19 protein-coding genes are annotated in these 26,203 nt (G+C 73.8%); 6 read left to right on the top strand and 13 right to left on the bottom strand.

Annotated features, from left to right (window positions below):
* The first annotated feature begins 164 nt into the window (after window positions 1-164).
* The gene (locus tag ACXN5W_RS17435; RefSeq protein ID WP_473159364.1) at window positions 165-791 is read left to right on the top strand and encodes a response regulator transcription factor; all 627 of its coding nucleotides are present in this window, start codon (window positions 165-167) and stop codon (window positions 789-791) included.
* Window positions 792-903: 112 nt separating this feature from the next.
* Here the strand turns inward: ACXN5W_RS17435 and ACXN5W_RS17430 are convergent, their stop codons facing one another.
* The 7 genes from ACXN5W_RS17430 to ACXN5W_RS17400 all read right to left on the bottom strand — a co-directional run bounded on the left by ACXN5W_RS17430 (window position 904) and on the right by ACXN5W_RS17400 (window position 14,676).
* The gene (locus ACXN5W_RS17430) at window positions 904-2,691 is read right to left on the bottom strand and encodes an ATP-binding cassette domain-containing protein (RefSeq protein ID WP_473159363.1); all 1,788 of its coding nucleotides are present in this window, start codon (window positions 2,689-2,691) and stop codon (window positions 904-906) included.
* Complete coding sequence (locus ACXN5W_RS17425; RefSeq protein WP_473159362.1) at window positions 2,688-4,559, bottom strand: ATP-binding cassette domain-containing protein; 1,872 nt, start codon at window positions 4,557-4,559, stop codon at window positions 2,688-2,690. The genes ACXN5W_RS17430 and ACXN5W_RS17425 overlap by 4 nt, the downstream gene beginning before the upstream one ends.
* Before the next feature lie 101 nt (window positions 4,560-4,660).
* Window positions 4,661-4,780: a SapB/AmfS family lanthipeptide gene (locus ACXN5W_RS17420; RefSeq protein ID WP_473159361.1), complete on the bottom strand. Its 120-nt coding sequence runs from the start codon at window positions 4,778-4,780 to the stop codon at window positions 4,661-4,663.
* Window positions 4,781-4,786: 6 nt separating this feature from the next.
* Complete coding sequence (gene lanKC, locus ACXN5W_RS17415) at window positions 4,787-7,450, bottom strand: class III lanthionine synthetase LanKC (RefSeq protein WP_473159360.1); 2,664 nt, start codon at window positions 7,448-7,450, stop codon at window positions 4,787-4,789.
* Window positions 7,451-7,697: 247 nt separating this feature from the next.
* Window positions 7,698-12,374 (bottom strand): tetratricopeptide repeat protein, encoded by a 4,677-nt coding sequence (locus tag ACXN5W_RS17410; RefSeq protein ID WP_473159359.1) that lies wholly within the window; start codon window positions 12,372-12,374, stop codon window positions 7,698-7,700.
* Window positions 12,368-13,753 carry a CHAT domain-containing protein gene (locus ACXN5W_RS17405; RefSeq protein WP_473159358.1) on the bottom strand — a complete coding sequence of 462 codons (1,386 nt, stop codon included), beginning with the start codon at window positions 13,751-13,753 and terminating at the stop codon, window positions 12,368-12,370. The genes ACXN5W_RS17410 and ACXN5W_RS17405 overlap by 7 nt, the downstream gene beginning before the upstream one ends.
* Window positions 13,750-14,676 carry a hypothetical protein gene (locus ACXN5W_RS17400; RefSeq protein ID WP_473159357.1) on the bottom strand — a complete coding sequence of 309 codons (927 nt, stop codon included), beginning with the start codon at window positions 14,674-14,676 and terminating at the stop codon, window positions 13,750-13,752. Before ACXN5W_RS17400 ends, ACXN5W_RS17405 begins: the two co-directional genes overlap by 4 nt.
* A 162-nt stretch (window positions 14,677-14,838) precedes the next feature.
* On the opposite strand from ACXN5W_RS17400, the gene ACXN5W_RS17395 reads away from it, so the two are divergent.
* Together ACXN5W_RS17395 and ACXN5W_RS17390 are read left to right on the top strand one after the other, a co-directional pair.
* Window positions 14,839-15,909: an NYN domain-containing protein gene (locus ACXN5W_RS17395; protein ID WP_473159356.1), complete on the top strand. Its 1,071-nt coding sequence runs from the start codon at window positions 14,839-14,841 to the stop codon at window positions 15,907-15,909.
* 251 nt (window positions 15,910-16,160) lie between these two features.
* Complete coding sequence (locus ACXN5W_RS17390) at window positions 16,161-16,763, top strand: STAS domain-containing protein (protein WP_473159355.1); 603 nt, start codon at window positions 16,161-16,163, stop codon at window positions 16,761-16,763.
* On the opposite strand, the gene ACXN5W_RS17385 is transcribed toward ACXN5W_RS17390, so the two are convergent.
* The 6 genes from ACXN5W_RS17385 to ACXN5W_RS17360 form a co-directional block, all read right to left on the bottom strand.
* Complete coding sequence (locus ACXN5W_RS17385; protein ID WP_473159387.1) at window positions 16,729-17,424, bottom strand: spermine/spermidine synthase domain-containing protein; 696 nt, start codon at window positions 17,422-17,424, stop codon at window positions 16,729-16,731. The genes ACXN5W_RS17390 and ACXN5W_RS17385 overlap by 35 nt on opposite strands.
* A complete protein-coding gene (locus ACXN5W_RS17380; RefSeq protein ID WP_473159354.1) occupies window positions 17,420-17,905 on the bottom strand; it encodes a S26 family signal peptidase in 486 nt (161 codons plus the stop codon). Before ACXN5W_RS17380 ends, ACXN5W_RS17385 begins: the two co-directional genes overlap by 5 nt.
* Window positions 17,902-19,764 carry an ABC transporter ATP-binding protein gene (locus ACXN5W_RS17375; protein WP_473159353.1) on the bottom strand — a complete coding sequence of 621 codons (1,863 nt, stop codon included), beginning with the start codon at window positions 19,762-19,764 and terminating at the stop codon, window positions 17,902-17,904. Before ACXN5W_RS17375 ends, ACXN5W_RS17380 begins: the two co-directional genes overlap by 4 nt.
* Window positions 19,761-20,285 (bottom strand): TlpA family protein disulfide reductase, encoded by a 525-nt coding sequence (locus ACXN5W_RS17370; protein WP_473159352.1) that lies wholly within the window; start codon window positions 20,283-20,285, stop codon window positions 19,761-19,763. The genes ACXN5W_RS17375 and ACXN5W_RS17370 overlap by 4 nt, the downstream gene beginning before the upstream one ends.
* A 79-nt stretch (window positions 20,286-20,364) precedes the next feature.
* Window positions 20,365-20,538: a hypothetical protein gene (locus ACXN5W_RS17365; protein ID WP_473159351.1), complete on the bottom strand. Its 174-nt coding sequence runs from the start codon at window positions 20,536-20,538 to the stop codon at window positions 20,365-20,367.
* Window positions 20,539-20,561: 23 nt separating this feature from the next.
* Window positions 20,562-20,732, bottom strand: coding sequence for a hypothetical protein (locus ACXN5W_RS17360; RefSeq protein WP_473159350.1), 171 nt, complete (start codon window positions 20,730-20,732; stop codon window positions 20,562-20,564).
* Between the two features lie 207 nt (window positions 20,733-20,939).
* Here ACXN5W_RS17360 and ACXN5W_RS17355 point away from each other — a divergent pair, with 207 nt between their 5' ends.
* The 3 genes from ACXN5W_RS17355 (at window position 20,940) to ACXN5W_RS17345 (ending at window position 26,091) form a co-directional block, all read left to right on the top strand.
* A complete protein-coding gene (locus ACXN5W_RS17355; RefSeq protein ID WP_473159349.1) occupies window positions 20,940-24,101 on the top strand; it encodes an AfsR/SARP family transcriptional regulator in 3,162 nt (1,053 codons plus the stop codon).
* A 104-nt stretch (window positions 24,102-24,205) separates the two neighbouring features.
* On the top strand, window positions 24,206-24,640 hold the full coding sequence (locus ACXN5W_RS17350; RefSeq protein ID WP_473159348.1) for a cold-shock protein: 435 nt from the start codon (window positions 24,206-24,208) through the stop codon (window positions 24,638-24,640).
* Window positions 24,641-24,882: 242 nt separating this feature from the next.
* The gene (locus ACXN5W_RS17345; protein WP_473159347.1) at window positions 24,883-26,091 is read left to right on the top strand and encodes an FAD-dependent monooxygenase; all 1,209 of its coding nucleotides are present in this window, start codon (window positions 24,883-24,885) and stop codon (window positions 26,089-26,091) included.
* Window positions 26,092-26,203: the final 112 nt, after the last annotated feature.

The following is a 26,203-nucleotide window of genomic DNA, read 5'->3' as shown; positions in this document are numbered from 1 at the left end:
TCGTGGTGCGGGCGGACCGGGTGCGGGTTCGACTGATGACCTTGGCCGCCGACCGTGCGGGTGGACCGGATGCGTGTTTGACTGGTGATGCTGAGTAGTTGCTACCGAGCAAGTTGAGTACTTGCAGCCGGCTGGCGGCCACCCGACAACTGGAAGGATGGCGCGTGATCCGTACCCTGCTCGCCCTGGACGGTGGCCTGACCCGGGGCGCGCTGTCCCTCGTGCTCGACGCCGAGGCAGACATCAGCGTGATCGCTGAGGTGGAGCCGGGTGAGGCGGCGCACCGCGCGGTCCGGGAGCAACGGCCCGACGTCGCGGTCGTCGACCTGGACCATGTGGTGGCGGACGGCGCCACGTCCACCGCCGGCCAGACCTGCGCGCTCCGGGAGGAGGGGCGCCCCCTCGGCATCTGTCCGCTGCTCGTGCTCGCCGATCCTCGCCGCGCCCGTGAGCTGCGCGGGGCGCTGCCCGAGACCCTTCCAATAGGCATTCTGGGCCGCGACGTGGCCCCACAGCGAGTGGTCGACGGAATCCGACGGCTGTCCCGGCACCAGCCGGTGTTCGACGCCGACCTCGTGGTCGCGGCGCTGCGGTCGGACGGACCGTTGACCGGTCGCGAGGTCGAGGTGCTGAGGTTGACCGCTTCCGGGGCACCGGTAGCCGAGGTCGCGACGTCGCTCGGGCTCAGCCGTGGCACGGTCCGTAACCATCTCTGCCGGATCACCCGCAAGACCGGGGCCCGGACCCGGGTGGAGGCCGTACGGGTCGCCCAGGAGGCTGGCTGGATCTGACGGCGGGTCCAGCCGACACCGTCACCGGCCGACACCGTCACCGGCCGACACCGTCACCGGCCGACACCGTCACCAGCCCGCCGGCATCGCCGCCAGCCCGCAGACAGCGCCCCTAGCCTGCCGGCAGCGGCGCGGTCGGGGTGACCGGTTCCGACCAACGCCCGACGAGTTCCCGGTAGGTGGCCGACCGTTCCACCAGCCGTTCGTGCGTGTCGATGACCGGCTCGACGCCGTCGAGCACCAGCACCCGGCGGGCGCGCAGCGCGGAACTGATCCGGTGCGCGATCACCACCAGGGTCCCGGCCCGGCGCGCGAAGGCGTCCTCGACGGTCGCCTCCAGCGCCGGGTCCAGGTGACAGGTCGCCTCGTCCAGGATCACCACGGGGGCGGGTGCCAACCAGGCCCGGACGGCGGCGATGAGCTGCCGTTCACCGGAGGAGAGCACGGCCGGGTCGACCGGCCGATCGAGACCGCCCAACCGGTCCACCAGGGGCCGTGCGCCGAGCAGGTCGAGGGCGACCGCCACGGTGCCGTCGTCGGCGTCGGGCCGCAGGTAGCGCAGGTTCTCGGCGAGCGACCCGGTGAAGACGTAGGCCTCCTGCGGCACCAGCACCCGCATTCGGGCCAGCAGCTCGGACGGCGCGTCGGCGATCGGGGTGCCGCCCAGACACACCGTGCCGGACTGCGGCGACGCCATCCCGGCGAGCAGCGCCGCCAGCGTGGACTTGCCCACGCCGCTGGGCCCGACCACCGCGAGATGGTCGCCGGCGACCAGGGACAGCGAGAAGTCCGCCAGGACGGGTCGGGCGTGTGGCCCGTACCGGAAGGTCAGTCCCTCGGCCCGCACGGCCTGGGCGGCGGGACCAGCGGACCCGGTGGCGGCCGGTGGCGTCGGACCGGCGGGCCCGGGAGGGCCGGTGAGCCCGGCGGGATCGGCGGGCTCGACCGGCGGACACGCCCGCAGGATGTTCTCCAGGTTCACCACGTAACGCAACCCACCACCGCCGAGGCCCTGGACCAGGGTGTGCAGCGCGGGCTGGAGCCCGGTGGACACGTAGATCAGCGCGCCGAGCACCGCGCCGGCGGTCAGCCCGCGATCGACCAGCCACGGCGCGGCCATCAGCAGCACGACCAGCGGCAACCAGCCCCCGATTCCCAGGCTGAGGCTGCGGATCGCGGCCATCCGGGCGACCGTGCGCTCGGCGTCGGCCTGCTCGGCCACCCGTCCCGCCACGTCGGCCACCACCCGGGACTCGGCGCCACAGGCCCGCACGTCCCGGTGCCCGGACAGCGCGGTCGCGGCCGCCGTGCCGAGCCGCTCACCGGCCCGTACGTAGCCGCGCTGGTATCCGGCCATCGCCGGCAGCGCGGCGAGGAACACGGCCAGGCCGACCACCAGTGGCGCGGCGGCCAGCGCCGCCACGATCGGCGCCAGGGCGAGCAGGCCGAGCAGGGCGGCACCGGCCGTGAACAGGAATCCCCGGGTCACCATCAACAGGCCGCCGAAGGTGTCGCGGACGATCTCGACCTGCTGGGTCAGCCGGGCCACGGCGGCGCTGTCCGGCCGGTCGAAGCCCCTGGTGGCAGCCGCGAGCGCGGCGCGGACGACCCGCCCGACCAACTCGTCCCGGAACGGCTCGACCACCGCGCCGAGGCTGCGGTAGGTGCGGCCGGTGGCCACCGCGCCGACCAGCGCCGCCGCGCCGAGGGCGGCCAGCCAGGCCAGCCCGGTGCCCAGGCGTCCGGCCAGGAATCCGTCGTCGACGGCGCGCGCGACGGCGTACCCGGACAGCAGCGCCGGCACCGCCTCGACCAGCGACCAGCCGCACAGCCGGGCGATGTCCCGGCGGCCGGCGCGCAGTGCCCGCCAGGTGGCCGGGCCGACCCCGGACCGGCTCACGGCGTCCCGCCCGGGGTCCCGGTCGGGACGGGAAGGGCCTCGGCGGTCCCGGCAGGGATCGGAAGAGCCTCCGGGGTCCCGGTCGGGTCGGGAACGGCCGGCGGCGGGTCGTCGGCCGCCACGAAGACGGCCCGGTAGGCCGGGTCGGACCAGAGCCGCCGGTGCGGCGCCAAGGCGCGTAGCCGGCCGCCGTCGAGCCAGGCGACGAGGTCGGCCGTCGCGGCCGTCGCCACCCGGTGGGTGATGACCAGCCGGGTACGCTCACCGCGCCGCCCGGTCACCGCCCGGGCGATCCGGTGCTCGGTCGCGGTGTCCAGGCTGGACGTCGCGTCGTCCAGGATGAGCAGCCGTTCGGCGGCGAACGCGCGGGCCAGCCCGAGCCGCTGGATCTCACCACCGGACAGGGGCGCCTCGTTCAGCGGGGTGTGGAAGCCCATGGGCAGCCGGGCGACCACGTCGGCGACCGCCGCCGCGCGGGCCGCGGCCAGCACCCGGGCGGTGGCGTCGGTGCCGTCCACCGGTGGGATGGCCGACTCCGCGGGCAGCCCCAGCCCGATCGCGTCGTGGACCGTCGTGCCGACCAGCACCGGCCGGTCGAAGGCGTACCCCACCGCCCGACGCAGCACACCGGTGTCCAGATCGGCCAGCGGCACCCCGTCGAGCCACACCTCGCCGGTGTCGGGATCGTGCAGCCGGCCGGCCACGGCGGCGAGGGTGGACTTACCCGCCCCGGACGGCCCGACCACGGCCACGGTGGTGCCGCCCGGGACGGTCAGGTCGACCCGGTCCAGGATCGCCCGACCGTCCACACCGAGGACACTCACCCCGCGCAGTCGGAGCGCGCCCCGGCCCGGCGGGAGGGTACGGGCGCCTTCCGGCGGGACGGGCTGGGCCAGCGGCTCGGCGATCCGGCGCGCTCCCGCGCGGCTGCGTACCAGGAGGTTCAGGGTGGCCAGCACCCCGCCCAGGCCGGCGCCCAGGGCGGCGTACCGGACCGAGGCGACCAGTTCACCCGGGCTGAGCCAGCCGGCCGTCAGGGCGTACCCGCCGACCCCGATGACGGCCAGCTGCAACAGGGGCGCCACGGCGGAGGTGCGGGCGCTCGCCCGGGCCAGCAGGTCCCAGCCACGCCGACCGGAATGGCCCAGCTCGGGCAGCCCGGTCAGCACCCGGTCCTGTTCCCGGCGGACGGTCGCGGCGGCGGCGATGGTCCGCGCCCCGGCCAACGCCTCCAGCAGCCGACCGGCGATGCCGCCGAGGACCCGCTGGTATTCGGCGGTGACCGCCGAGGCGTCGGTGACGAAGGCGCGCATCAGCACGGCGAGCAGGACCAGGCCGCCGAGCAGGGTGACGCCGAGGATCGGTTCGAGCAGGGTGAGCGCCACGACGCTGCCGAGTGGCGGGACCATCGCCACGGCCGCCAGCACCAACGAGTTGCCGGCCTGGCCCGCGTCGGCGGACTGGCCCACCAGCCGGCCGACGAGATCACCCACCGGGTAGCGGCCGGTCGCCCGCACGTCCAGCGCGAACAGGTGCCGCAGCAGGTGTCGGCGCAGCCGGGCGGTGGCGCGGGCCGCGCCGTACCCGCGGGACAGGTCGGTGAGGGTGTCGGTGCAGATGAGCACGACCACCAGGCCGCCGGCGGCGGCGGTCCACCACACCGGTCCGCCGCCGAGCGCGGCGTCCACCGCGCGGCCGAGCGCCGCCGGCAACAGCAGTTCGGCGGCGGCACCGAGCAGCGCCACCGCCGCGAGGGCGGCCGTCCAGCCGCCCCCGTCCCGGACCGCCCGTCGGAACGGCCCGTACCTCCGATCAGGTCGCGGCCCTCGCCCCCCGCCGGGTTGGTCGCCCGGGGCCGTCGACTTCATCTTTCCTCCCCCTGCGGCGCGGCCGGAGCGGCCGCGCCGGTCGTGCGCGGTTGCCCTGGGCGGACACGTCTGCCCGCCCAGGGCCTCGCGTGCCGACCTGATTAGTCGCAGGTCGTGACGGACAGCGAGCTGTCGCCGCAAAGCAGCAGGCTCGCCCGGCTACCACCGCCGTTGCGGTCGGCCGGAGCCATCTCCAGGCCCTGAAGGTCCAGAAGCGCCATGTCAAGTCACCTCCTCTCGGTTGATAGATCGGTCTGGTCGCCCCCACCGCGATGGGGGAGTCTCCGCGCGCCGTCGGGCGTCCCGGGCGCGCCGTCGGCGGTCGCGCCGCCCAGCAGCACCCGTGCACCCGGCAGCGGGGTCAGGAAGGGCAGCGCCAGCGGGTCGTCCCGCCGGGCGCAGGCCAGCGCGTACAGCACGCCGGCGGTGCCGGTCGCGAGGTCCATCGACAGCCGCAGCAGCTGCTCGCCGGGGAAGGCCGTGCCGTCCCGGTACGGCAGCGCGTGCCAGGAGAGCTTGTCCAGCTGACTCTCCAGCTCCCGTCGCCGGTCGGCGTCGTCGGGACAGGCGGCGAGGTACGCGATGATCCCGGCGCGTCCGGTGAACAGCCCGGACTGGGCGTAGAACGGTGACCGGGCCGCCCGGCGGACGCCGGCGCTCGCCTCGGCGAACCGCTCGTCGGCGCGGTGTCGCAGGTACTGGTCCAGGATCAGCCCGATGCCGACGCTGCCCCGGGCCAGGTACGGCATGGTCCGCCAGCCCTCGTTGACCTCCAGCGCGCCGTCGGGCCGGACCACGCAGCGGCGCAGATCCTGGCGTAGCGCGGTGGCGGCGTGCTCCAGCAGGCCGGCCTCGCCGGTCAACTCGTACAGCCGCAGCAGCAGCAACGCCGGTCCGGTCCGGCCGCGCAGCAGCCCGGCGTACGGGTGCTGGCCGCCGCTGATGTCCGGGCCCGGATCGTCACCCAACCGGTCCACGACGCGGTCGGCGGCCCGCCGGGCGGCGTCCAGCAGCGACGCCTCCCCGGTGCGCCCGGCCAGGTCGGCCAGGTTGAGCCCGATCCCGGCCAGGCCACCGGACAGACTGTGGTCCAGGCCGTCCCAGGACTGGCGTAGGCAGATGTCGAGCACGTCCAGCGCGTCCTGCCGGCGGTCGAGCCGCTCCAGCGCGTACGCGACGCCGTGCAGTCCGTCGTAGAACCCGCAGCGGGTCCCGGACGGGGGTGCCGTGGCGCGGCGGACCAGCCACTCCTCGTGCTCGGGCCAGCGTCCGGCACCGCTCGCGGCGAGCGCGTGCAGCACTCCGGCGGCGCCGTGCGCCAGGTTGAGTCCACCGCTGCGGAACTGCTCGATGTCCCCGGGGAAGAGCCGGTCGTCGCGCTCCGGGGTGGCGCTGGCCAGGATCGCCGTGCTCATCCCGTGCCGGGCGGCCGGCCAGTCGACGGTGTCGAGGTACGCCGGGCGGTCGTCGCCGGCGGTGGTCGGCGCCTCACCGACGATCTCCGCGACGGCCGGGTCGAGGAACGACCGGGGGACCGGGAGGGCGGCGGCGATGACGTCGGCCAGGTGCGCGGCCTTGGCCGGGTTGAGCCGGACCAGCTGGGTCAGCGGCAGGAACAGCGCCAGCCGCAGGCAGGCCAGGGCGTAGCGGTCGACCGCCGGCCCGGTCCGGTCCCGGGGGGCCGCGAAGCCCTGGTTGCGCAACGCGGGTCGGCGGTGGCCCTCGATCGGGGCGGCCACCTCGAAGTCGACGAGCGCGATCCGGTCGTCCGGCCGGACCATCACGTTGAACAGGTGCAGGTCGCCGTAGACCAGACCGCGGTCGTGGATCGCCGTGATCACGGACTCGACCTGGTCGTAGATGTGCCGGGCCCACCGCACGTACTCGGCCCGGTCCTCGTCCGTCGCGTCGGCGTCGATCAGCGGGTACCGGTCGACCAGCACCTTGTTGAGCGAGCGTCCCTCGATGAACTCCAGAGCGAGGAACCGGTGCTCACCCAGCGGGAACTCGTCGTGGACCCGGGGCACCTGCGGCAGGTCGGCGAGCTGGCGCAGCGCGGCTGCCTCCCGCTCCAGCCGGGCCACGGCGTCGGTGCCGTCGGCGTCCAGGCCGGCGTACGGGCGGGCCTCCTTGAGCACCACCTCGGTGTCGCTGCGCAGGTCGCGGCCGACATACAGGCCGCCGCCGTTGGAGAAGTGGATGACCCGTTCGACCCGGTACGGCACCTCGGTGGTGCTGGTCGCGTTCCGGGCTGCGAGGTGCGGGCCGAGGAAGTCCGGCAGGGTGACCCAGTCCGGCACGTGGAAGACCGGGTCCCGGCGGTCGGGGACCAGTGTCCCGGAGCCGTCCGCGATCGCCGCCACCACCTGGCCGTCGGCCGTGTGGCACCACCGGGCCGCGAAGCCGCCGTAGCGCACGTACACCGGACCGGCGCCGTAGCGCAGATCGCTCAGGATGTACGGCCCGGACTCGCCGGCCAGCAGCTCGTCGAGCTCCTTGCAGACCAGCTCCAGCTCCGCGTCGTCGCGGGGGTAGACCGTGATGAACTTGCCGCTGGCGCCGCGGGCGGCGTACTTGGAGTTGCGCATCAGCAGCGTGCGGGGGCCGCGGAGGAACTTGAACGACAGACCGCGGGGTACGCAGTACGCCCAGACCGTCGCCAGCACCCGTTCGGCGTTGTCGAGACCCGCCGAGACGTGGATCTTCCAGCCCTGCTGCGGCAGCGATCCGCCGTCGGGTCCGTAGATCAGCCAGTCGTCGAGTGTCTCCTTCGACCAGCCGGTCGGGACCGGCCGTTCGGCGGCCGGGAAGGTCGGTTGTGCGATAGCGCTGCCGAGCGAGTCGTAGAACAGTGGATCCGCGGCACAGTAGCTGTCGTAGCGATCGTCCATCTCTGCCTCCCCTCCCTGCCAACCCGGCCGGCTGTGGCGTCCCGGTGCTGGATATGAGTCTCATCGGCGGGACGGATCCGCTCCAGTGCGGTTAGTCATGGCGATCTATGGATGACGCATCGGTGGCCGTGACAAAAGTCAGCGCCGGCATGTGCGCCAGTCCACCTCAGCAGGGAAAACGTGCTTTCGATCCGCCTCGCGGCCGGGGAAGATCCGTCTCCCGGCCGCGCGGTTACGGACGGGCCGGTTACGGACGGGCCGGGCCGTCCTCGGCGTCCGCCGTGGCCGTTTCTGCCGTGGCCGTGTCCGCCGGGGCGTCGTCCGGACCGCCGAAGGGTTCGAGCGCCTCCCGCGCCTCGACCACGGCGGGGTCGTCCGGGCCGAGCAGCCGGATCCGTTCCGCCAGCACCGTCCGGTACGCGGCCTCCGCGCGCGGGAGATCGCCCAGGGCCGCCAGCACCTCGGCGAGCCGGAACCAGGTCAGGTAGACGCTCGGGTCGTCCGGGCCGAGGGTGGCCAGTTCGCGCTCCAGGATCGCCCGGAACTCCGCCTCGGCCGCGGTGAACCGCCCGGCCTCCTCCAGCGCCAGCGCGCCGTCGTAGCGCAGGATCAACGTCTGCTCGTCGTCGGCGCCCCACAACCGGGTCGCCGTCGCCACCGCCTCGGCCGCCTCGGCCAGCGCCGCGTCGTGGGCACCGGTCCGGCGCAGCGCGTCCATCAGCCGGTGGCGGACCCGCAGCGCCTCGACCGCGTCGGTGCCGAGCAGCCGGGTCCACTGCTGCACGAGGATGCGTAGCTGGTCGATGGCCTCGTCGACCCGACCCAGCTCGTCGAGCACGGTGGCCCACTCGGACCGGGCGCCCAGCGTCGCCCGGTGGTCGGCGCCGTGGATCCGGGCGCGCAACTGCACCACCTCGGCGTACTCCTGTTCGGCCGCGGCCAGCCAGCCCAGCTGGTAGTACACCCAGGCCTGGTCGAACCGGGCGTTGACCGTGTTCGGGTCCTCGGCGCCGACGACCCGCTCACTGGCCGGCACCAGGCCCAGCAACTCGGCGTGGGCCGCGCCCCAGTCACCGGCGACGATCAGCAACCGCACCACCTGGGCCCAGCTCTCCAGGGTGTCCGGGTGGTCCTCGCCCAGGACCCGGCGGCGGCCGTCGAGCACCGCCCGGAACTCGGCCACGGCCTCCGCCGGTCGATCCCGCTCGGCCAGCAACTCGGCGAACTGGTGGCGAACCAGGAGGGTCTCCGGATCGTCGGCGCCCAGCATCGCGGTGAGCCCGGCGAGGGACAGCCGGTACTCGCGCTCCGCCTCGTCGTGCTGGCCGCGCGCGGCCAGCAGCGAGGCCAGCGCGGCCCGGGAGCGTACGGTGTCGAGGTGGGTCGGGCCGAGCACCCGGGCCCGGGCGGCGATCACCTCGCGGTACGCGCTTTCGGAGTCCGCCAGCCGGTCGGCGTGGCTCAACACGCCGGCCAGGTTGTGCCAGCTCTCCAGGGTGGCCGGGTCGTCGTCGCCCAACACCCGCCGGCGGCGGTCCAGGACGGCCCGGTACTCGGCCTCGGCGCCGGTGAAGTCCTGCTGGTTGAACCGGACCCAGGCCAGCCCGCTGCGGCTGGTGAGGGTGCTCGGGTCGTCCGCGCCGACGGTGCGGGTACGGCCGGCCACTATCGACCGGTACAGCTCCTCGGCCTCGGTCCACGCACCCCGACCGGCCAGCAGGTCCGCCAGGTTGTGCATGGTGACAAGCGTGTTCTTGCCGTCCTCGCCGTAGACCCGGCGCTCCTCGTCGAGCACCGCCCGCAGGGTGGCCTCGGCCTCCCCGTCGCGCCCGGCCGCAGCCAGGCTCACCCCCAGGTAGAACCGGCCGGTCAGGTGCAGCAGGTACCGCTCGCCCTCGGTGCGGCCGTCCGCCGGCTCCCAGGCGGCCAGGATCCGCCGCCAGTGTTCGGGCGAGCGGGTGAGGCCGTGGACGGTGTTGGCGACGCTGATCCACGGCGAGTCGCCGTCGGCCAGGAAGTCGCGCAGCGCCTCGGCGAGCAGCGGTTCGGCGTCCGCGGGGTTCCGCTCGAGCGCCAGCAGGTGCTGCCGGGTCCGGATCTGGCCGCGCGAGGATCCGATGACCGGCTGGTCCAGCGCGCGGGCGTAGACCGGCTCGGCGCGCTCCGGCCGGTCGGCGGCGACGTGCAGGTCGCCCAGCAACAGCTCGGGAAGCAACTGCCCCGCCCGCCGGGACTCCCGCCGGCGCAGGTCCAGCAGGGCGTTCTCGATCTCGTCGAGCGCGGCCGGGTCGTCGGGCTGGTCGCGCAGCTCCGTCAGGATCCAGGTCAGCCCGGCCTCGACCTCGGGAAACCGGTCGAGGTCGGGAATCAGGGCGCGGTAACCGGCGGCCGCCGCGGGCCAGTCCTGGCGGTGTACGGCCAGCAGCGCCCGCAGCGCCGTCGTGGCCAGGGGCAACCAGCCGCCGCCCCCGCCGGCGGCGGCCAGGACGTCGAGGCGGGTCAGGTCGTCCTCGGTGCTGGACGGCCAGGCCGGGTCCCGCAGCGCGGCGGCGCCCGCCGCGGCGATCCGGTCGAACACGGCGGCCGACCGTGGATAGCGCCGGCCCAGGATGCCGGCCAGCATCGGCAGGTGGGTGGAGTCCTCGAACGAGCGGCAGGTCCGGGCGTGCCGGAGCGCCTCGGCCTCGTCCGGGTCGCCGACCCGGGTGTCCTCGCCGGAGCCGTCCCTTGTGTCCTCGCCGGAACCCGGAGCCAGGCCGGAGCCCTCGGCGAGCCGGCACAGCGCCGCCTCGAAGGCCACGTCCGTGCTCCAGCTGTACTCGTCGCCCAGCCCACCCAGCTGTTGCAGGGCGCGCTGCGGAGCGCCGGCGAACAGGTGCATCCAGACGCCGATGCCGTCCCACGCCGTCGCGGACGCCGCGGCGGCGAAGGTGCGGTCCAGCCCTTCCACGTCGTCCACCAGCCAGTACGCGAGGGCCCGCCACCACAGGTGGTACGGCTCGCCCCGCTGCTCCACCGACACCTCGTCCAGCGCGGCCAGGGCGCTCGCGCCGTCGCCCAGCAGGACGGCCTGCCGGGCCCGGTAGTTGCGCCACAGGTCGGCATCGCCCTCACCGGCCAGCCGATCGACGCCCTCGGCGAGCATCGTCAGGTCGCCGGCGTTGGCCCCGGCGGTCGCCAGCGCCTCCCCGCCGGGCACGAACCGTCCGGCGCCCCCGGGACGGCGCACGGCCGCCGCCGTGACCTCGCGCCGGACGCCGTAGCAGCCGAGCAGCGCGGTGATCGCGACGTGCGTGTTGTACGAGACGTCACTGTTCTCGGCCAGCGCGTCGTAGCACTGCGACCACACGGCCGCCTCGGCGATCCGGGGCAGCGGGTCCGCCTCGATCCGGGACTGGTGCAGGCTGATCCTGGCCCGGGCGAGATAGGCCCACGCGTCCTCGGGATCCGGCGGCGCGGCGCGGAACCCCGCCTCCCAGGTCTCCAGCGCGCGCTGGAGCTGGTCGCGGTCGATCCGGTTGGGCTCGGTCGGCACGAAGCAGGTGGCCTGGAGCGCGTCGGCCAGGATGAACAGCGAGATCGGCGCGAGTTCACCCAGCCCGGCGGCCGTGCCGAGCAGCTGCCCGGTCAGCTCCAGGCTGCCCTGGTCGGAGGCGAGCCGCCCGGCGCGTTCGTACTCGGCGCCGGCCTCGGCGGGCAGCAGCGGCTCCAGCAGCAGGGCGCGCAGTCGCCGGGCCGGCAGCTCGACCGGGTCGGTCCGGCCGTCGAGCGCCGACAGCGCGGCGTCCGCCGCCCGCAGGGCCTCGGCCGGGCGGTGCAGCGCCAGGTCCACCACGCCGAGGAAGTAGTGCAGCGCCGGGTCGTCGGGCCGGCGGATCCGCCGGCAGCGTTCCAGACACTCCGCGAGGTCGGCCGGCGGCATGCGGCTGAGGAAGCGCGACAGGCGGTGCTCGATGCCGACCAGATCCTCGCCGGCCTCGACGATCGCCTGGAACCGCAGGAAGGACAGCCGGTTGTCGTCCGGATGCCGGCTGAGACCGGTGTCGGCGACGGCCCGGGCCAGGGGGTAGTCCCGGGTCGCCAGGCGCAGGCAGGCGCCGGCGTGGGTCGTCGGGACCGAGTCCGGGTCCCGGAGCCGGGCCTGCTCGTACGCGGCACCCGCCCCCTCGACGTCGCCGAGCTGCAACAGCGCCAGGGTCCGCACCGCGTACCCGGCGTCGGTGTCCTCCCCGGCCCGCCGCGCGGCGTCGAGGTGCCGCAGTGCGTCGTCCGGCCGGGCCAGTTGCTCGTAGAGCCGGGCGAGCCGCAGCTCGATCGCGGCGGTCAGGTCGCCGGGCAGCGCCGCGGCGCGCAGCAGCGACTCCACCGCGTCGTCCAGCCTCCGCAGGCTGAGCTGAACGTCCCCGCCCAGCATGAGCAGTTCCTGGTCACCCGCGGCGAGGTCGTCGTCGACGGCGAGCAGCTCGGCCGCGCCGGTCGGATCGGGCAGGGCCAGTCGGGCCCGGACGAGGAAGGCGAGCAACCGGCACCGGGTGGCCGGGTCGGTGCCGGGGGAGCCGACCACCGCCGCCCAGCCCGGGGCCGAGATGAGATCGGCGACGGGGCGCAGCGTCGTCCGGCGCAGTCCGGCCAGCCGGGGTAGCGCCGGCAGCACCGCCGCCGGGGTGGCGCGGGCGTGTTCGAGCACGATTCGCAGCGCCGCCTCCCGGTCGTCGGCCGCGATCAGCGCCTCCACGAGGGCGACCAGCACCTGCGCGACCGGCTTGTCCTCCGGTTCGGCCAGCGCCCGCCGCAGCGCGTCGGCGGCCTCGGCGTACCGGCCGTGCTCGGTCAGCGAGCGTCCAAGCGTGAGCAGGATCGGCACGATTCGGGGCAGCCCGCTGTCGACCGGGTGCGGCGGGGCCGGCGAGGTCGCGTTCACCACCGGTCCTCCGTACCGGACGCCGGGCGCTGAACGGGCCAGTCCCGCGCGGTCCGGTCGGGCCGGCTCGCGCCCAGCAGCACCTGGGTGCCGCCGGTCTCGTCGTGCCCGGCGACCCGCGCGCCACCGGTCCCGATCGCCGACACCGGCACCAGCGCCGGGCTGAGCAGGGGGCTCGACTCCCGCAGGTACAGCACCGGCAGCCCGAACCCGCTGCGGTGCGACTCGTCGGTGATGCCGCTGAGGTAGAGCTGTCGGCGGGCCGCGTGCATGGCGACCTCGATCGGGTGGTGGGCGACGAGCGTCCGGTAGAACGCCTGGGCGAACGTGTTGGCGAGCAGGCTCTGGATCCGGAAGTGCATGGCGACGACCGCCGGGATGTTCTTCTGGGCCAGCGACTGGGCCAGGCCCGAGATCACGTGGTACGCGTTCGGCGAGCTGGCCGCCGACTCGCAGGACTGCAGGAACACCATCCGTAACGAGCTGCCACTCTCGTTGAGCTGGTTGGCGAGGTCCCGGTCGCTGATCCAGTCGGCCTTCGCGTCGACGCTGGGAAAGGCCATCTGGCCACCCGGGCCGTGGTCACTGGTCTCCGAGTACCGCCCGTGCGAGATGATGTGCACGATGTGCGGGTCGAACTGCTCCACGCTGGTGAGGAACGACGTCCAGGTCGCCCGCACCGCGGCGTCGTCGTCGGCCGGATAGGGGGTGCCGTCGGGTCGGTGCCGCTGACTGAGCACCCGCAGGTCGATCCGGGCGGTGTCGCCGGCGTCCCGCAGGTCCAGCAGCGTCTCCAGCACCGCTTCGTACTCGATGGGTTCGAGGCTGTCCGGGCTGAGCACGACGAACAGCACCCGTAGCGGCGGCCGTACCTGGATCGCGCGGGCTTCCACGGCCAGCGGCAACTTGCGGGTGAGCATGAACTTGCGGCTCTCCCCGAGGAAGATCCCGCTGTTCGGGTAGGCCGGGTCCGGCGGGAGGTACAGGTACTCCCAGGGCCACGAGGCGAGCCATTCCGCCCCCGGCCCCATTTCGAGGACCACCCGCAGCAGCCGGCCGCCGCCACCGTCGTCGGTCGGGTCACTGTGGATGGCCCGCCGCAGCAGCCGCCCGACCTCGTTGCCCCGGTCACCGGGCCGGACCGCCGGGGTGCCGAACAGCGTGACGAACAGGTGCTCGCCGAGCAGTCTCAGCTCCTGCACCTGTAGCAGCCGCCCGCTGCGCAGCAGGTTCACCAGCGCGTCGACCGTGCGCTGGCGCAGGTTGTCGATGTCCAACTGGTCGGAGACGGACTGGCTCGAACCGGCGCGCTGCCAGGCCGCGGTGACCCGCCGATCCGAGCCGACCTGGACGACGAACTCCTCCACCTGGAGATCCGTCACTCGCCCCTCACCACCGGGGTCAGGTCGTACGAGGCGTCCGCCCCGATCGGCGCGCCCTGGGCGAAGAACGTACGCAGCGCCGCCGGCAGCTGCCGGATCATCGCCTGGAGGCCGGCCGGGAAGAACGTGAACCGCCGGTACGCCCGCATCGCGGCCTGCATCCGGACGACCTGGGCCTCCCTCGGCACCTGGAGGATCACGATGAGCTGTGGGGGGTTCTCGGCGAGGAACTCCGCGCCGTCGAGGCGCCAGAAGACCTGGTCCAGCCCTTCGGCCGTGTGGTTCACCCGGGCCTTCACCATCCGGAACCGGATCGGGACGATGTCCAGCCGTACCGCCGTCCCCACCGCCACGCTCGCCGACGCTCCGACCGTGCCGCCGGGCAGCGGGAGGGTCCCGGTGCGGACCGAGAAGTGCCCGTCGGCACCGACCCCCACGTCGAGTTCCGCGCCGGCCGCGACCACGGTGTCGAACCGGCGGTTCGGCAGGATGTCGAACGCCTTGGGCCGGTGCCGCGGCTCCGGCTCGTCCGGGTTGAACCGCACCCGCATCTCCAGCCGGGTGAACGCCCAGTCCCGGCGTGGGAACAGCAGCACCGGGAGCCGGACCCACCAGAAGGTGAACCGCTCGTCCAGCGCCGCGCGCCACGCCGCGGAGGTGCGGTCCGCGTTGGGCAGGTCCAGGATGGGCACCGGCAGTACGTCCGGATAGGCGCCGAACTCGACGGTGTCCTCGGCGATGCCTCGGAGCAGGTCACCGAAGCCGTCCGGTGAGGCCGCGGGGCCGGGTGACGACGTGGCGGGGTCGAGCGGCCCGTCGCCGAGATGCCCGGAAAGCGCGTCAACCCGCCGCGCGGCGTCGATCAGCAGTGCGCTGCGGGACTCGGGTGGCTCCGTGCTGAAGTCAAGATCGTCCCGTTCCATGATCGATCCGTTCCTGGCGAGATCGGCGAGGCTCCAGTATCCGGAGCCTTCCGGTGCCCTGGCTAGTGTCGGAAAGGCGAATCAATTACCACCCTGAATGGCGGTCCGCGTGCCGTCGACGTGGGGCGTGGCGGGCCCGGCTCGGCGCCTAGGCTGGCGCGCATGGAGCAAGAAGACCGGATCGCCCTTTTCCTCGATTACGAGAACCTCGCCCTCGGGGCACGCGACCACCATGGGATACCGTTCGACTTCCGACCCATCGCCGACGCGCTCGCCGAGCGTGGCCGGGTCGTGGTCCGTCGGGCCTACGCCGACTGGTCGTATTTCGACGAGGACCGGCGGATGCTCACCCGGTCGCATGTCGAACTCATCGAGATACCGCAGCGCATGGGCGCCTCGCGGAAGAACGCCGCCGACATCAAGATGGCGGTCGACGCCGTCGAACTGGCCCTCGAACGCGATTATCTCTCCACCTTCGTCATCTGCACCGGGGACAGCGATTTCACCCCGCTGGTACACAAGCTACGGGAGCTGAACAAGCGGGTCATCGGCGTCGGGGTCGAGCAGTCCACCTCGGCGTTGCTGCCGCCCGCCTGCGACGAGTTCCTCTACTACGACCGGCTGGAGGGGGTCGACCTCACCCCCACCCGGAGCCGGCGGGCCCGTCCCGGCCGACCGGCGGGCGCCGAGCCGCAGCGCGCGGAGCCGGAACCGGAGTCGCAGCCGGAGGTGGAGGAGCCGGTACGCGACGCCGACACGCTCGCGGTCCAGGTGGCGCAGACGGTGGCCGGGTTGCAGGGCAGCGCGAGCGGGGCGGTGACGGCCTCGACGTTGAAACGCACGCTGTTGCGCAAGGATCCCACGTTCAGCGAGTCCGACTACGGGTTCCGCACCTTCGGGGAACTGCTGCGACACCTGGCCACGCACAACGTGGTCGAGTTGGCGGAGGGACCGGCCAAGGGCGACCCCGAGGTCTCGCTGCCGGAGCACGGCGATCGAGAGGTGGCGTTCGGTCTGTTGCGTACGGTGGTGGTCGACCTGGCCGAGCGGGACGGCGCGGTGGCGCTGTCCGGTCTGAAGAACCACATGTTGCGGGCGCGGCCCGACTTCAGTGAGAAGAAACTCGGCTACCGGGGTTTCCTCCAGTTCTGCAAGGCGGCCGCGACCACCGGCGCCGTCCAACTGAGATGGAGTCCCGAGGCGGACGACTACCTGCTCACCGCCGGAACGTGAGCAGCGGGTCGGCGGTGCCGGGACGGGCCGGCGCCCACGGCGTGGCGTGACAAACGCCGTCGACCCCTCGGGAACGGGCATCCGCGTCATGAAACCGTCATAAGAACTCCAATCGATCGCCACAGGTGTCCGGCAGGCTGTCTGCTGACGTCGGGTAGCGCCGACATCACGGGCCGGAAGGTTGGAACATCGGCCGCGACCGGCGACCCGTCCGGCTCGTGGTGAGAGCGGCGGGACAGGAGAACGACACCATGACGGTCGTACCGGGCAGCGCACCTGACACGGTGACCCTGATCTGTGACCGGTGCGGTCACGACCGGTTGGCCGGTTCGGCCGCGGTGACCGACGGGGTGGTCTGGCCGGTCATCGCCGAACACGGCTGGGCCGGTTCGCCGTTCGCCGTCGGCCAGCACCGCTGCCCGTCCTGCGCGGCGGTCGGCCGTCGGTCGGGCGCCGCGCCCGTCGCCATCCCGGTGTGGGTCGGACCCGGCGGCCCGCGACCGCGGCTTGCGGTACTGCCCGGCGTCGCGGTGGTGGCACCGGCCGGGGACCTGCGCGGTCCGGCGGTGGAGCCGCTGCGCCGGGCGTTGGCCGAGGCCGTCGCGGTCCGCCCCCGGGTGGTGCTCGACCTCGCCGACGTCAACCAGATCGACCCGGTCGGGCTCGGCGTCCTGGTCCGGGCCCGGCAGGACGCGCGGCAGCGCGGCGGCGACCTCTGCCTCGCCGCGCCCTCCCGGTTCGTGGTGACGGTCCTGCACACCATGCACCTGGACGGGGTCTTCCCGATCTTCGCCGACCGGCAGCAGGCCCTCGCGGGGCTCAGTCCGGCCGAACCGGCGGGTCGACCGGCCTGAACCGGCGGGCCACGTACACCACGTCGGGTTCGCCGCGCGGGACCTCGACCCGGTGGGTGCTGACCGGTCCGATCGTGGCTTCCAGCCGGGCGGCGTACCCGGGGGAGGCCGCGGCGCTCCAGACCGTCAGCACACCGTCGTCGGCGAGCCGGGACCGCAGCGCCGCCAGGCCGGCGTCGTCGTACAGTTCGGCGTTCCGGTCGAAGACCGTCCAGTCGGGACCGTTGTCGGTGTCCAGGCAGATCGCGTCGAAGACCTCGGTGGTGGAGCGGAGCCAGGACACCAGGTCCGCGACCACCACCCGGACCCGTGGGTCGTCGAGCGCGTGCCCGCTGTACGCCGCGAGCGGTCCGCGGTGCCAGCCCACCAGTGTCTCCTCGATCTCCACCACCACGATCTCGGCGGGCCGCGCCGGTGCGGTCACCGCCTCGGCCAGCGAGAACCCCATGCCCAGGCCGCCGATCAGCAGCCGGGCACCCGGCGGTACGGCCGCCAGCGCCGCGCTGACCAGCAGTCGTTCCGAGGTGCCGGCCCGGCTGTCCATCAGGAACACGCCGTTGCTGATGATCTCGTGGTGCCCGCCCGACTCCCGGAGCACCAGCTCTCCCCGGTCGGTGACCACCCGGTAGAGGACCGTAGCCGCGTCAGTCATCCGATCAATCTACGCAACCGTCCGCCCGATCCAGGGAACGCCGCCTCGTCGGGACGGCCATCCGCCGTACGACGGTACCCACGATGTTGCCGACGGGGATGGGGCCCAGCTGCCGGGAGTCCAGGCTCTGGGCCCGGTTGTCGCCCAGCACCACGAGGTGGCCCGCCGGGACGCGCCCGTCCGGCAGGTCCGGCGGGAGGTCCGGCATGTCCGGCGGGAGCCGGTCGCCCGCGACCGCCGCGACGCGCTTGACCAGCAGCGGACCGGTTGACGAACCGGGCACGCCCGCCGGGCGGGGGTTGCGCAGCACCACGACCTGCCCGGGTCGCAGCGGGGAACGCCCGGCCCGGCGGGTCAGCAACCGGTCGCCGTCGCGGTACGTGGGCAGCATGCTCGGCCCGTGTACCTCCGTGACGATCAGCCGGTGCCGGATCCAGCCGAGCAGGCCGAGCAGCAGCAGCGCCGGGAGCACCGGCAGGTACGCGGTCACGAGACCACCTCGATCCGTTCCGGCTGGTAGCCCGAGGCCTGGAGGCCGAACAGCCGTGCGTAGCAGCCGCCCGCGCCGACCAGTTCGTCATGCGTGCCCAGCTCGACGATGCGTCCCCGGTCCAGGACGGCGAGCCGGTCGGCGTCCCGCAGGGCGCCCAACCGGTGCGAGATGAGCACGCTGGTCCGGCCGGTGCGGTGGTCGCGCAGCCGGCGGTGGATGTCGTACTCGGCCTCCGGGTCGAGGCTGGCGCTGGGCTCATCCATGATCAACAGATCGCGCTCGCCGCGCAGCATCGCCCGGGCCAGCGCCACCCGCTGCCACTGCCCGCCGGACAATGGGGTGCCGTCCGCGGTGTCCTCCCCGTCGGTGTCGAAGAAGGTCCGGCTCAGCAGCGTGTCGTACCCCCGGGGGAGCGCGGCCAGCGTCTCGTCGACGCCGGCGCCCCGGGCGGCCCACCGGATCGCGTCGCGGTCGGCCATCCGGGTGAGGTCGCCCAGCCCGACATTCTCGGCGGCGGTCAGGTCGTAGACCATGAAATCCTGGAACAGCGCGCTGATCCGGTCCCGCAGCCGGGCCGGGTCCATGTCCCGCAGGTCGACCCCGTCCCACCGGATGCTGCCGCGTTGCGGGTCGTAGAACCGGCACAGCAGCTTGACCAGTGTGCTCTTGCCCGACCCGTTGCGCCCGACCAGGCCGAGCGCGCAGCCGTGCGGGACCGACAGGTCGACTCCGCGCAGCACCCAGGGCGAGTCGGGACCGTACCGGAACCACACGTCCCGCAGCTCGATGCCGGTGCGCAGGACCGGGACGGGCGTGGGCCGGGGCGGGACGGCCAGGTCGGGTTCGGTGCGCTCGACCTCCTGGAAGTGCCGGAACAGCAGTAACTGCTGATGGGTCGAGGCGAGCTGGTTGACCAGGGCGGTGGTGCCGGCCTGGACGCCCGCGACCGCCGCCACGAAGATCGCCACATCCCCGACCCCGACGGTGTCGCCGCGTACGTTGCCGACCGCCCAGACGATCCCGCCGCCGTTGATGGCGGCGTACAGCAGTCCCAACGCGGCCTGGACCCGGAGACCGCGCCGGTCGATCCGCCGGCGCTCGGCGTCGGCCTGTCGCCGTTGGGTCAGCAGCCGGTCCCGCAGGAAGCCGCCGAGGCCGAACAACCGCAGCTCCTTGGCCGCGTCGAGGTTGGCCATCAGCTCGGCGTAGAAGAACTCGCGCCGTTCGGTCGGTCCGATCCGCCAGAGCATGGCGGCCTTGCGCCGGGCCAGGGCCAGCTCGGCCAGCAGCGCCGGGACCGCGCCGAGCAGGACGACCGCCGCCATCCAGGGACTGACGGTGATCAACGTGCCGAGGAACCCGCCGATCGTCACCAGGCTGCCCACCAGCGCGATCGTGCCCTGGACCACCAGCGGCGGGGTGGACGCGCTGGACTGGCTGGCGATCCGCAGCCGGTCCATGAAGGCCGGGTCCTCGAACCGGGCGATACCTGGCAACTGGTTCAGCGCGGAGTACAGCCGGTCGGTGGCGCTCGCGCCGGTCGCCCGGCCCAACTCGGCCCGCAGGTAGTTGTTGGTCTCGGGCAGCACCCCCAGGACGAGACCGAGCAGGCAGAGTCCCATGCCGAGCGCGGTCAACCCGGACGTACCGGTCGCGATCCGGTCGAGCAGCGTCTTGAGCAGCCAGGCGGAGCAGACCGGAACGGCCGCGCCGGTGAGGGTGACCAGGCCCAGCAGGACCACCGGTCGCGGCGCGGCCCGCCACGCCATCCCGAGGCTGGCGCGGATCCCGCCCCGCCCCCGCGGCCAGCGGATCCCGCCCCGCCAGCGGGGCCAGCGGAACGGCGCACGGGTCATGCCGGCGTCGCCACCGCGGTCGCGAGGAGGCGGTCGACGGCCGACTCGGCCGCGGTCACCACACCGTTCTCGATCCGCAGCAGGGTCGGGGTTCCGGGCACCCGCAGCGCGGTGCTGACCGGGCCGCCGGGCGGCTCGACCACGACGTGGCAGGTCTCCTCCAGCCGGGCCACGAGGTCCGCGTGGTCCACGCCGCCGGTCAGCACCACGGCCACCGGATCGGTCAACTGCCGGGTGTACGCCACGAAGTCCGGCAACTGCCGGTGGCACGGTTCACACCCCGCCGCGAAGACCCCGATCGTGGCGTGGGCGGGCAGCATCTCGGAGCTGAGCCTGACCCCCCGGGTGGAGGTGGCCGAGAACATTCCGACCGGACTACCCAGCGGGACGGCGGGGCCGGCCTCGAAGCCGGCCAACCTCGTCTCGTGATCCCGCAGCCGGCGGATCACACCGACGACCAGGAGCAGGTTGACGAGGCCGATGACGGTGGGGACGAGCAACAGGGCGGTGCTGGCGGACATGGCTGCTCCGGTTGTTCGGCGCGGGAAGGGGCGGCCGGGGCGGCCCGGTCAGGAGAACCGGACCGCCCCGGGTGCCGGCTCAGCGGCAGATCATCCTGCTCGGGCAGTTGTCGTACACGGCCTGGCAGTAGTTGACGCAGGTCGAGGTGCAGACGCAGTACGAGAAGTAGAGGAAGCTGCAGCCCGCCTCGGCGGACACCCGTGGCGCCACCAGGGACAGCATCCGGTCGGCCAGATGGTGCAGCAGTCGCATAGCCGGTCCTTCCGTGGGACTCGTCACCAGTTGCACGGCGCGGTCTTGGCCGGGCAGTTGTCGTAGATGTAGCGGCACAGCGTGTCGCTGTTGTCGAGCTGGTACTTGAACAGCAGGATGCAGCCGGCCTCGGCCCGCATCCGGGGGGCGAGGCGGTTCAGCAGCGCGTCACCGATCCGGACGATCGTCTTCATGGCTCTCCTCGGCTCCGAGCGGTCCACGATGGACCGCCGCGTGGAGACCAACGGTGGTCGGGCATGATTGGACGTACCTTGAGCAAACCTTGAACGGCTGGTGGGGCCGGCCCCGTCCGGGGCCATGGGGGTTCGAGGAAACGTCGGTGGTGGCCGATACGGTGGCGCCGAGGCCGGCCCCGGTCCGCCGCCGGGCGTCGGACACCGATGCCGACACTGCGGGGGGTCATGGAGTTCCGGCTGCTCGGTACCGTCGAGGCGATCGTCAACGGCCGCCCGGTCGACCTGGGTCACTCCCGGCAGCGCTCGGTGATCGCGGCCCTGCTCATCGACCTCAACCGTCCACTGCGAACCGAGCAGCTGGTCGACCGGGTCTGGGGCGCTGAGGCGCCGCGGCGGGCGCAGGCGACTCTCTACGGCTACCTGTCCAAGCTCCGGCAGCTGTTGCCGCTCGGCTCCGATGTCCAGCTCGCCCGACGTTCAGGTGGCTATGTGCTGCTGGCCGACCCGGAGACGGTGGACGTACACCGGTTCGAGCGGCTGCTCCAGGCGGCCCGGACCGACCGGGACGGGCAGGCGCTGGAGCTGTTCGACGCGGCGCTGTCCCTGTGGCGCGGCGACGAGGCGCTGGCCGGCCTGGCCGGTGGGTGGTTCGACGCCTTCCGTAGGCACCTGGCCGAGCAGCGGTTCGCCGCGACGCTCGACCGGATCGACGTCGCACTGCGGGTCGGCCGGCACCACGACGTCCTCAGCGAGCTGTCCGCGCTGGCCGACGCGCATCCCCTCGACGAACGGATCGCCGGCCAGGCGATGCTCGCGCTGTACCGCAGTGGGCGCCCCTCCGACGCGCTGGCGCACTACCGTCAACTCCGCGCCCGACTCGTCGGGGAGCTGGGCGCCGACCCCGGCCCGTCCCTGGAGACGCTGCACCGGCAGATCCTCGCGGCGGACACCGCGCTGACCGGATCGGCCCGGACCGCCGGGCCGGTGCCGCCGCGCCCGGCCCCCCGGCAACTGCCCAGCGCCCCGTACGGCTTCGTGGGCCGGCGGCCCGAACTGGCCCGGCTGGACCAGTGGCACGCGCGGGCGGACGGCCATCCGGTGACCGTCGTGGCTGGACTGGCCGGTGTCGGGAAGACGGCCCTGGCCCTGCACTGGGCACACCGGGCCGCCGACAGTTTCCCGGACGGCCAGCTCTACCTCGACCTGCAGGGATTCGGCCCGTCCCGACCGATGACCACCATCGAAGCGCTCACCCGGCTGCTCACCGGGCTGGGGCAGACCGATCAGGGCGTACCGGCCGACGAGGTCAGCGCGGCCGCGCTCTATCGGTCGCTGGTCGCCGGCCGGCGCATCCTGGTGCTGTTGGACAACGCCCGGACGGCGGGCCAGATCCGGCCGCTGCTGCCCGGCGGCGGCCCGGCCCGGGTCCTGGTGACCAGCCGGGACCGGTTGGCGGGTCTGGTCGCCACGGACGGCGCCGGGCAGCTCCGCCTGGACGTCCTCACCGACGCCGACGCACAGTGGCTGGTGGAACGGATGATCGGCGCCGAACGGGCCCGGAGCCAGCCCCGGGCGGTGGCCTCGTTGGCGGAACTGTGCGGCTGGTTGCCACTGGCGTTGCGGATAGCGGCGGCGAACGTCACCCTCCGGCCGGAGTTGACCCTGACCGAACACCTCACCGAACTCGGCCGGCCCGACCGGCTGGGCCGGCTCAGCGTGGACGGCGACGAGACCGTGGCAGTGCGCCTCGCCTTCGACCACAGCTACCGCTCGCTGCCCGATCCGGTTCGCCGGCTGTTCCGGCTGCTGGCCATGGTGCCGACACCGACCGTGCGGGCCCGGGACGCCGCCGTCATGCTCGACCTGCCGGCCGAGGAGACCCGTCGGATGGTGGACCGGCTCGTCAGCGCGAACCTGCTCCAGCAGCGCGGCCGGGAGTGGTACACGTTCCACGATCTCGTCCGGGAGTACGCCCTGGCGACGGCCGCCGTCGAGGAGCCGGCGCGGGACCGCGGGACCGCCGTGCGGCGTTGGTACGACGACCTGCTCGAACACGTGACGGACGCGACCAGGTTGCTCTATCCCGATCTGGTCCGGCTCGCCACCCCGGTGGCCCGTCCCGGTGTCTTCGACGCCGCCCCGGCCGCGCTGTCCTGGCTGGACGGATCCCGGGTCCGGCTCGTCGCGGCGGTCACCCAGGCGGTCGCCCTCGGTGTCCCCGAGCTGGCCTGGCAGCTGGCCGACGAACTGCGGGGATACTTCATGGCCCGGTCCGCGCTGGTTGACTGGCGGGTGGTGGCCGAAGCGGCCGACGCGGCCGCCGTGGGCGGCACCGACGTGCGGGCCCAGGCGGCGACCAGGCTGAACCTCGGAATGCTCGCCTTCACCTCCGACGGCGCCCGGGCCCAGACCAGCCGATATCTGGGTGAGAGTTTGGAACTGAGCCGGCGGTGCGGCTGGCTCGAGGGGGAGGCGTCCGCGTTGGGCAAGCTCGGCCTGATCCGGCTGCGGCAGGGGCAGCCGGGCCGGGCGGCGACGCAGATCAACGAGGCCATCGCCATCAACCGTCGGCTCGGCGCCACGAAAAGCGAGGCGGTGAACCTGAACAATCTCGGCTCCGTACACCTCCAGTTGGGCCGGCTGGCGGACGCCACCGGTTACCTCCGGCAGGCGCTCGTGCTGTACCGGCGGAACCGCAGCCGGTCCGGCGAGGCGGCCACCATGATCAACCTGGGCGTCGTCGACCGCTTTCGGGGCGACCTGACCGCGGCGCAGACCAACCTGACCGGCGCGCTAGCGATCCTCCAGGAGTTCGGCTACCTGCGCGGCCAGGCGGTCGCGCTGCTGGAACTCGGTGCGCTGTACGCCGACCTTGAGGACCCGCGTCGCGCCGTCCGGCACGCTCAGCGGGCGCTCGGCCTGGTCCGGCAGGCCGAGGACCGCGGCACTGCCGCCCTGGTGCTGAACGTGCTCGGCGCGGTCCGGCACCGGCTGGGACAGCACCGCCTGGCCGTCTCGTACCACCGGGCGGCGTTGCGGCTGGCCCGCGCCACGGACAACCGCCGGCCGGAGTGCGGCGCCCTGCTCGGCCTGGCCACGGCCCACCTGGCGCTGGCGGACCAGCACCGGGCCGCACCGTACGCCGGTTCGGCCAGGAAGGTCAGCCGGGTCGCCGGCTACCGGCTGGAGGAGGGCCAGGCGTTGACGCTTCTCGCGGAGCTGCGGCTCGCCGCCGGTGAACCGGCGCAGGCCCGTCGGCTGGCCCGCGAGGCGCTGGCCATCCACCGGTCGCTGGGGCACCGGCTGGCCGAGGCTCGGGCGGCCGCCGTGCTCGACCGGAGCATGTCTCCGGCCGCCGAGGTCTAGCCCGCCGTCGGCCGCCCGAACTGCGATAGATTCCGTCCGCGACCCCCGCCGGTCGGCGGATGGTCGCGCTGGGTTGGTATTGACGTACGGGTGGGGTGGTTTGTGTGGCTTCTGTTGGCAGGATCCTCCGGTTCGACGACGTACGCGGTTACGGGTTCATCGCGCCGTCCGCCGGGGGTGAGGACGTGTTCGTGCACGCGAATGACTTCGGCGACCAGCGGCATCTGGTGCATTCCGGGATGCAGGTCGAATACGAGGTGGAGCAGGGTGAGCGCGGCCTGAAGGTGGCCTCGGTGCGGCTGCTGAACACCGCGCTGCCGCCCCGGGTGGGGGAGCGGCCCGCCGGGGAGACCCGGCCCAAGGTGGCGCCGGCGGGTGACGACGACGGCATGTGCGACGTGCTCACGCCGCGCGAGTACTTCACGGAGCTGACCGAGCTGCTGGTGCAGCAGGTGCCGTCGTTGACGGGCGCGCAGATCACGCAGATCCGGGACCGGCTGGTCGAGCACGCCCGGTCGCACGGCTGGGTGGAGGTCTGAGCCCCGTAGGCGAGTACTCGTTCATGTATACTCGCCTACGAGTACACCCGGGGCCGGCGCGAGTCGGCCCCGGAGGGCCACAAGAAGACGGACCCCGGTGCGGTGCGCCAACACCACGCCGGGGTCCGGGACCTCGAACCACACCTGGGAAGGCGCTCGGCACGAGGCGGCAACCACGAGGATAGCCGGCCGTCTCCCGGGGTGGTTCGCGCACACCGCGACCCACCACGAGGGGGACACCCATGTCCGACGTACGAACCGCCATCGTCATCGGCGCCGGCATCGCCGGCCCGGTCACCGCGCTGGCGCTGCGCCGCGCCGGCATCACGGCGACCGTCTACGAGGCGTACCCGAGCACCGCAGGCGGGATCGGCGGCACCATCGCGCTGGCGCCCAACGGCGTCGCCGCGCTGCGGACCGTCGGCGCCGACGAGGCGGTGATCGCCGCCGCCAGCCCGATCACCAGCACCGCGATGGCGATCGGCCGCAAACGGGTCGACCTGCCCAGCCTGGCCGGCCTCCCGCCGCTGCGACTGGTCCACCGCAACACCGTGCACCGGCTGCTGCACGACCAGGCCACCGCCGAGGGCGTCCGCGTCGAGTACGGCCGGCGGCTGACCGCCGTCCGGGAGGACGGCCCGGGGATCACCGCCGAGTTCGCCGACGGCACCAGCGCCAGCGCCGACATCCTGGTCGGCGCGGACGGCGTCTGGTCGACCGTGCGCCGGCTCATCGACCCGGCCGCCCCGGGACCGCACTACACCGGGCTGCTCGGCTTCGAGTCGGTCGCCCGGCACGAGGTCGACACCCCGCCCGGAAGCCTGACCTTCGCCTTCGGCAAGGGCGGCTACTACCTCTACGGGCCGGAGGCGGGCGGCGGTACCCGGTGGGGGGTCAACCTTCCCCAGCAGCGGCCGATGAGCCTGACCGAGGCCCGCGCGGTCCCGCCGGCCGAGTGGGCCCGCCGGCTGCTCGACGCGTACGGCGCCGACGAGCCCGCGCGGGACCTGCTGCGCAGCACCGATCCCGAGACCGTGAACGCCGTCGGGTCGATGCACATCATGCCGCCGGTGCCGCACTGGCACCGGGGCCGGATGGTGCTGGTGGGTGACGCCGTACACGCCCCGTCCAACAGCTCCGGGCAGGGCGCGTCGCTGGCCATCGAGAGCGCCGTGCAGCTCGCCCGTTGCCTGCGGGACCTGCCCGACGCGCCGTCGGCGTTCGCGACGTACGAACGGCTGCGCCGGCCCCGGGTCGAGCGGATCGCCGCGCGGGCCGCCCGGATCAACCAGGCCAAGGCGCCGGGCCGACTGGCCCGAGCCGTCATGCCGCTGGTGCTGGGACCGATCATGCGGGTGGCGATGAACCCGGAGCGGACCCTCGGCCCCGACCAGCGCTACACGATCGACTGGTCCGCGCCGGTGGTCCCGGCTCCGGCCGGTACGCCCTGAGCCGCCCTCCGACGCGCCCCTCGCGGGTCCTGACCGCCGACTCAGCCACTGATGCCGGGGCCGCTGAGGAACGCGGGCGTGACCTGCGGGGACGCGCCTTGTTAACGGACCC

The organism is Plantactinospora sp. A48 (genome assembly GCF_055793945.1).
Note: the sequence above shows the minus strand (reverse complement) of the source record. Positions and strands in the feature narration are given on the sequence as shown.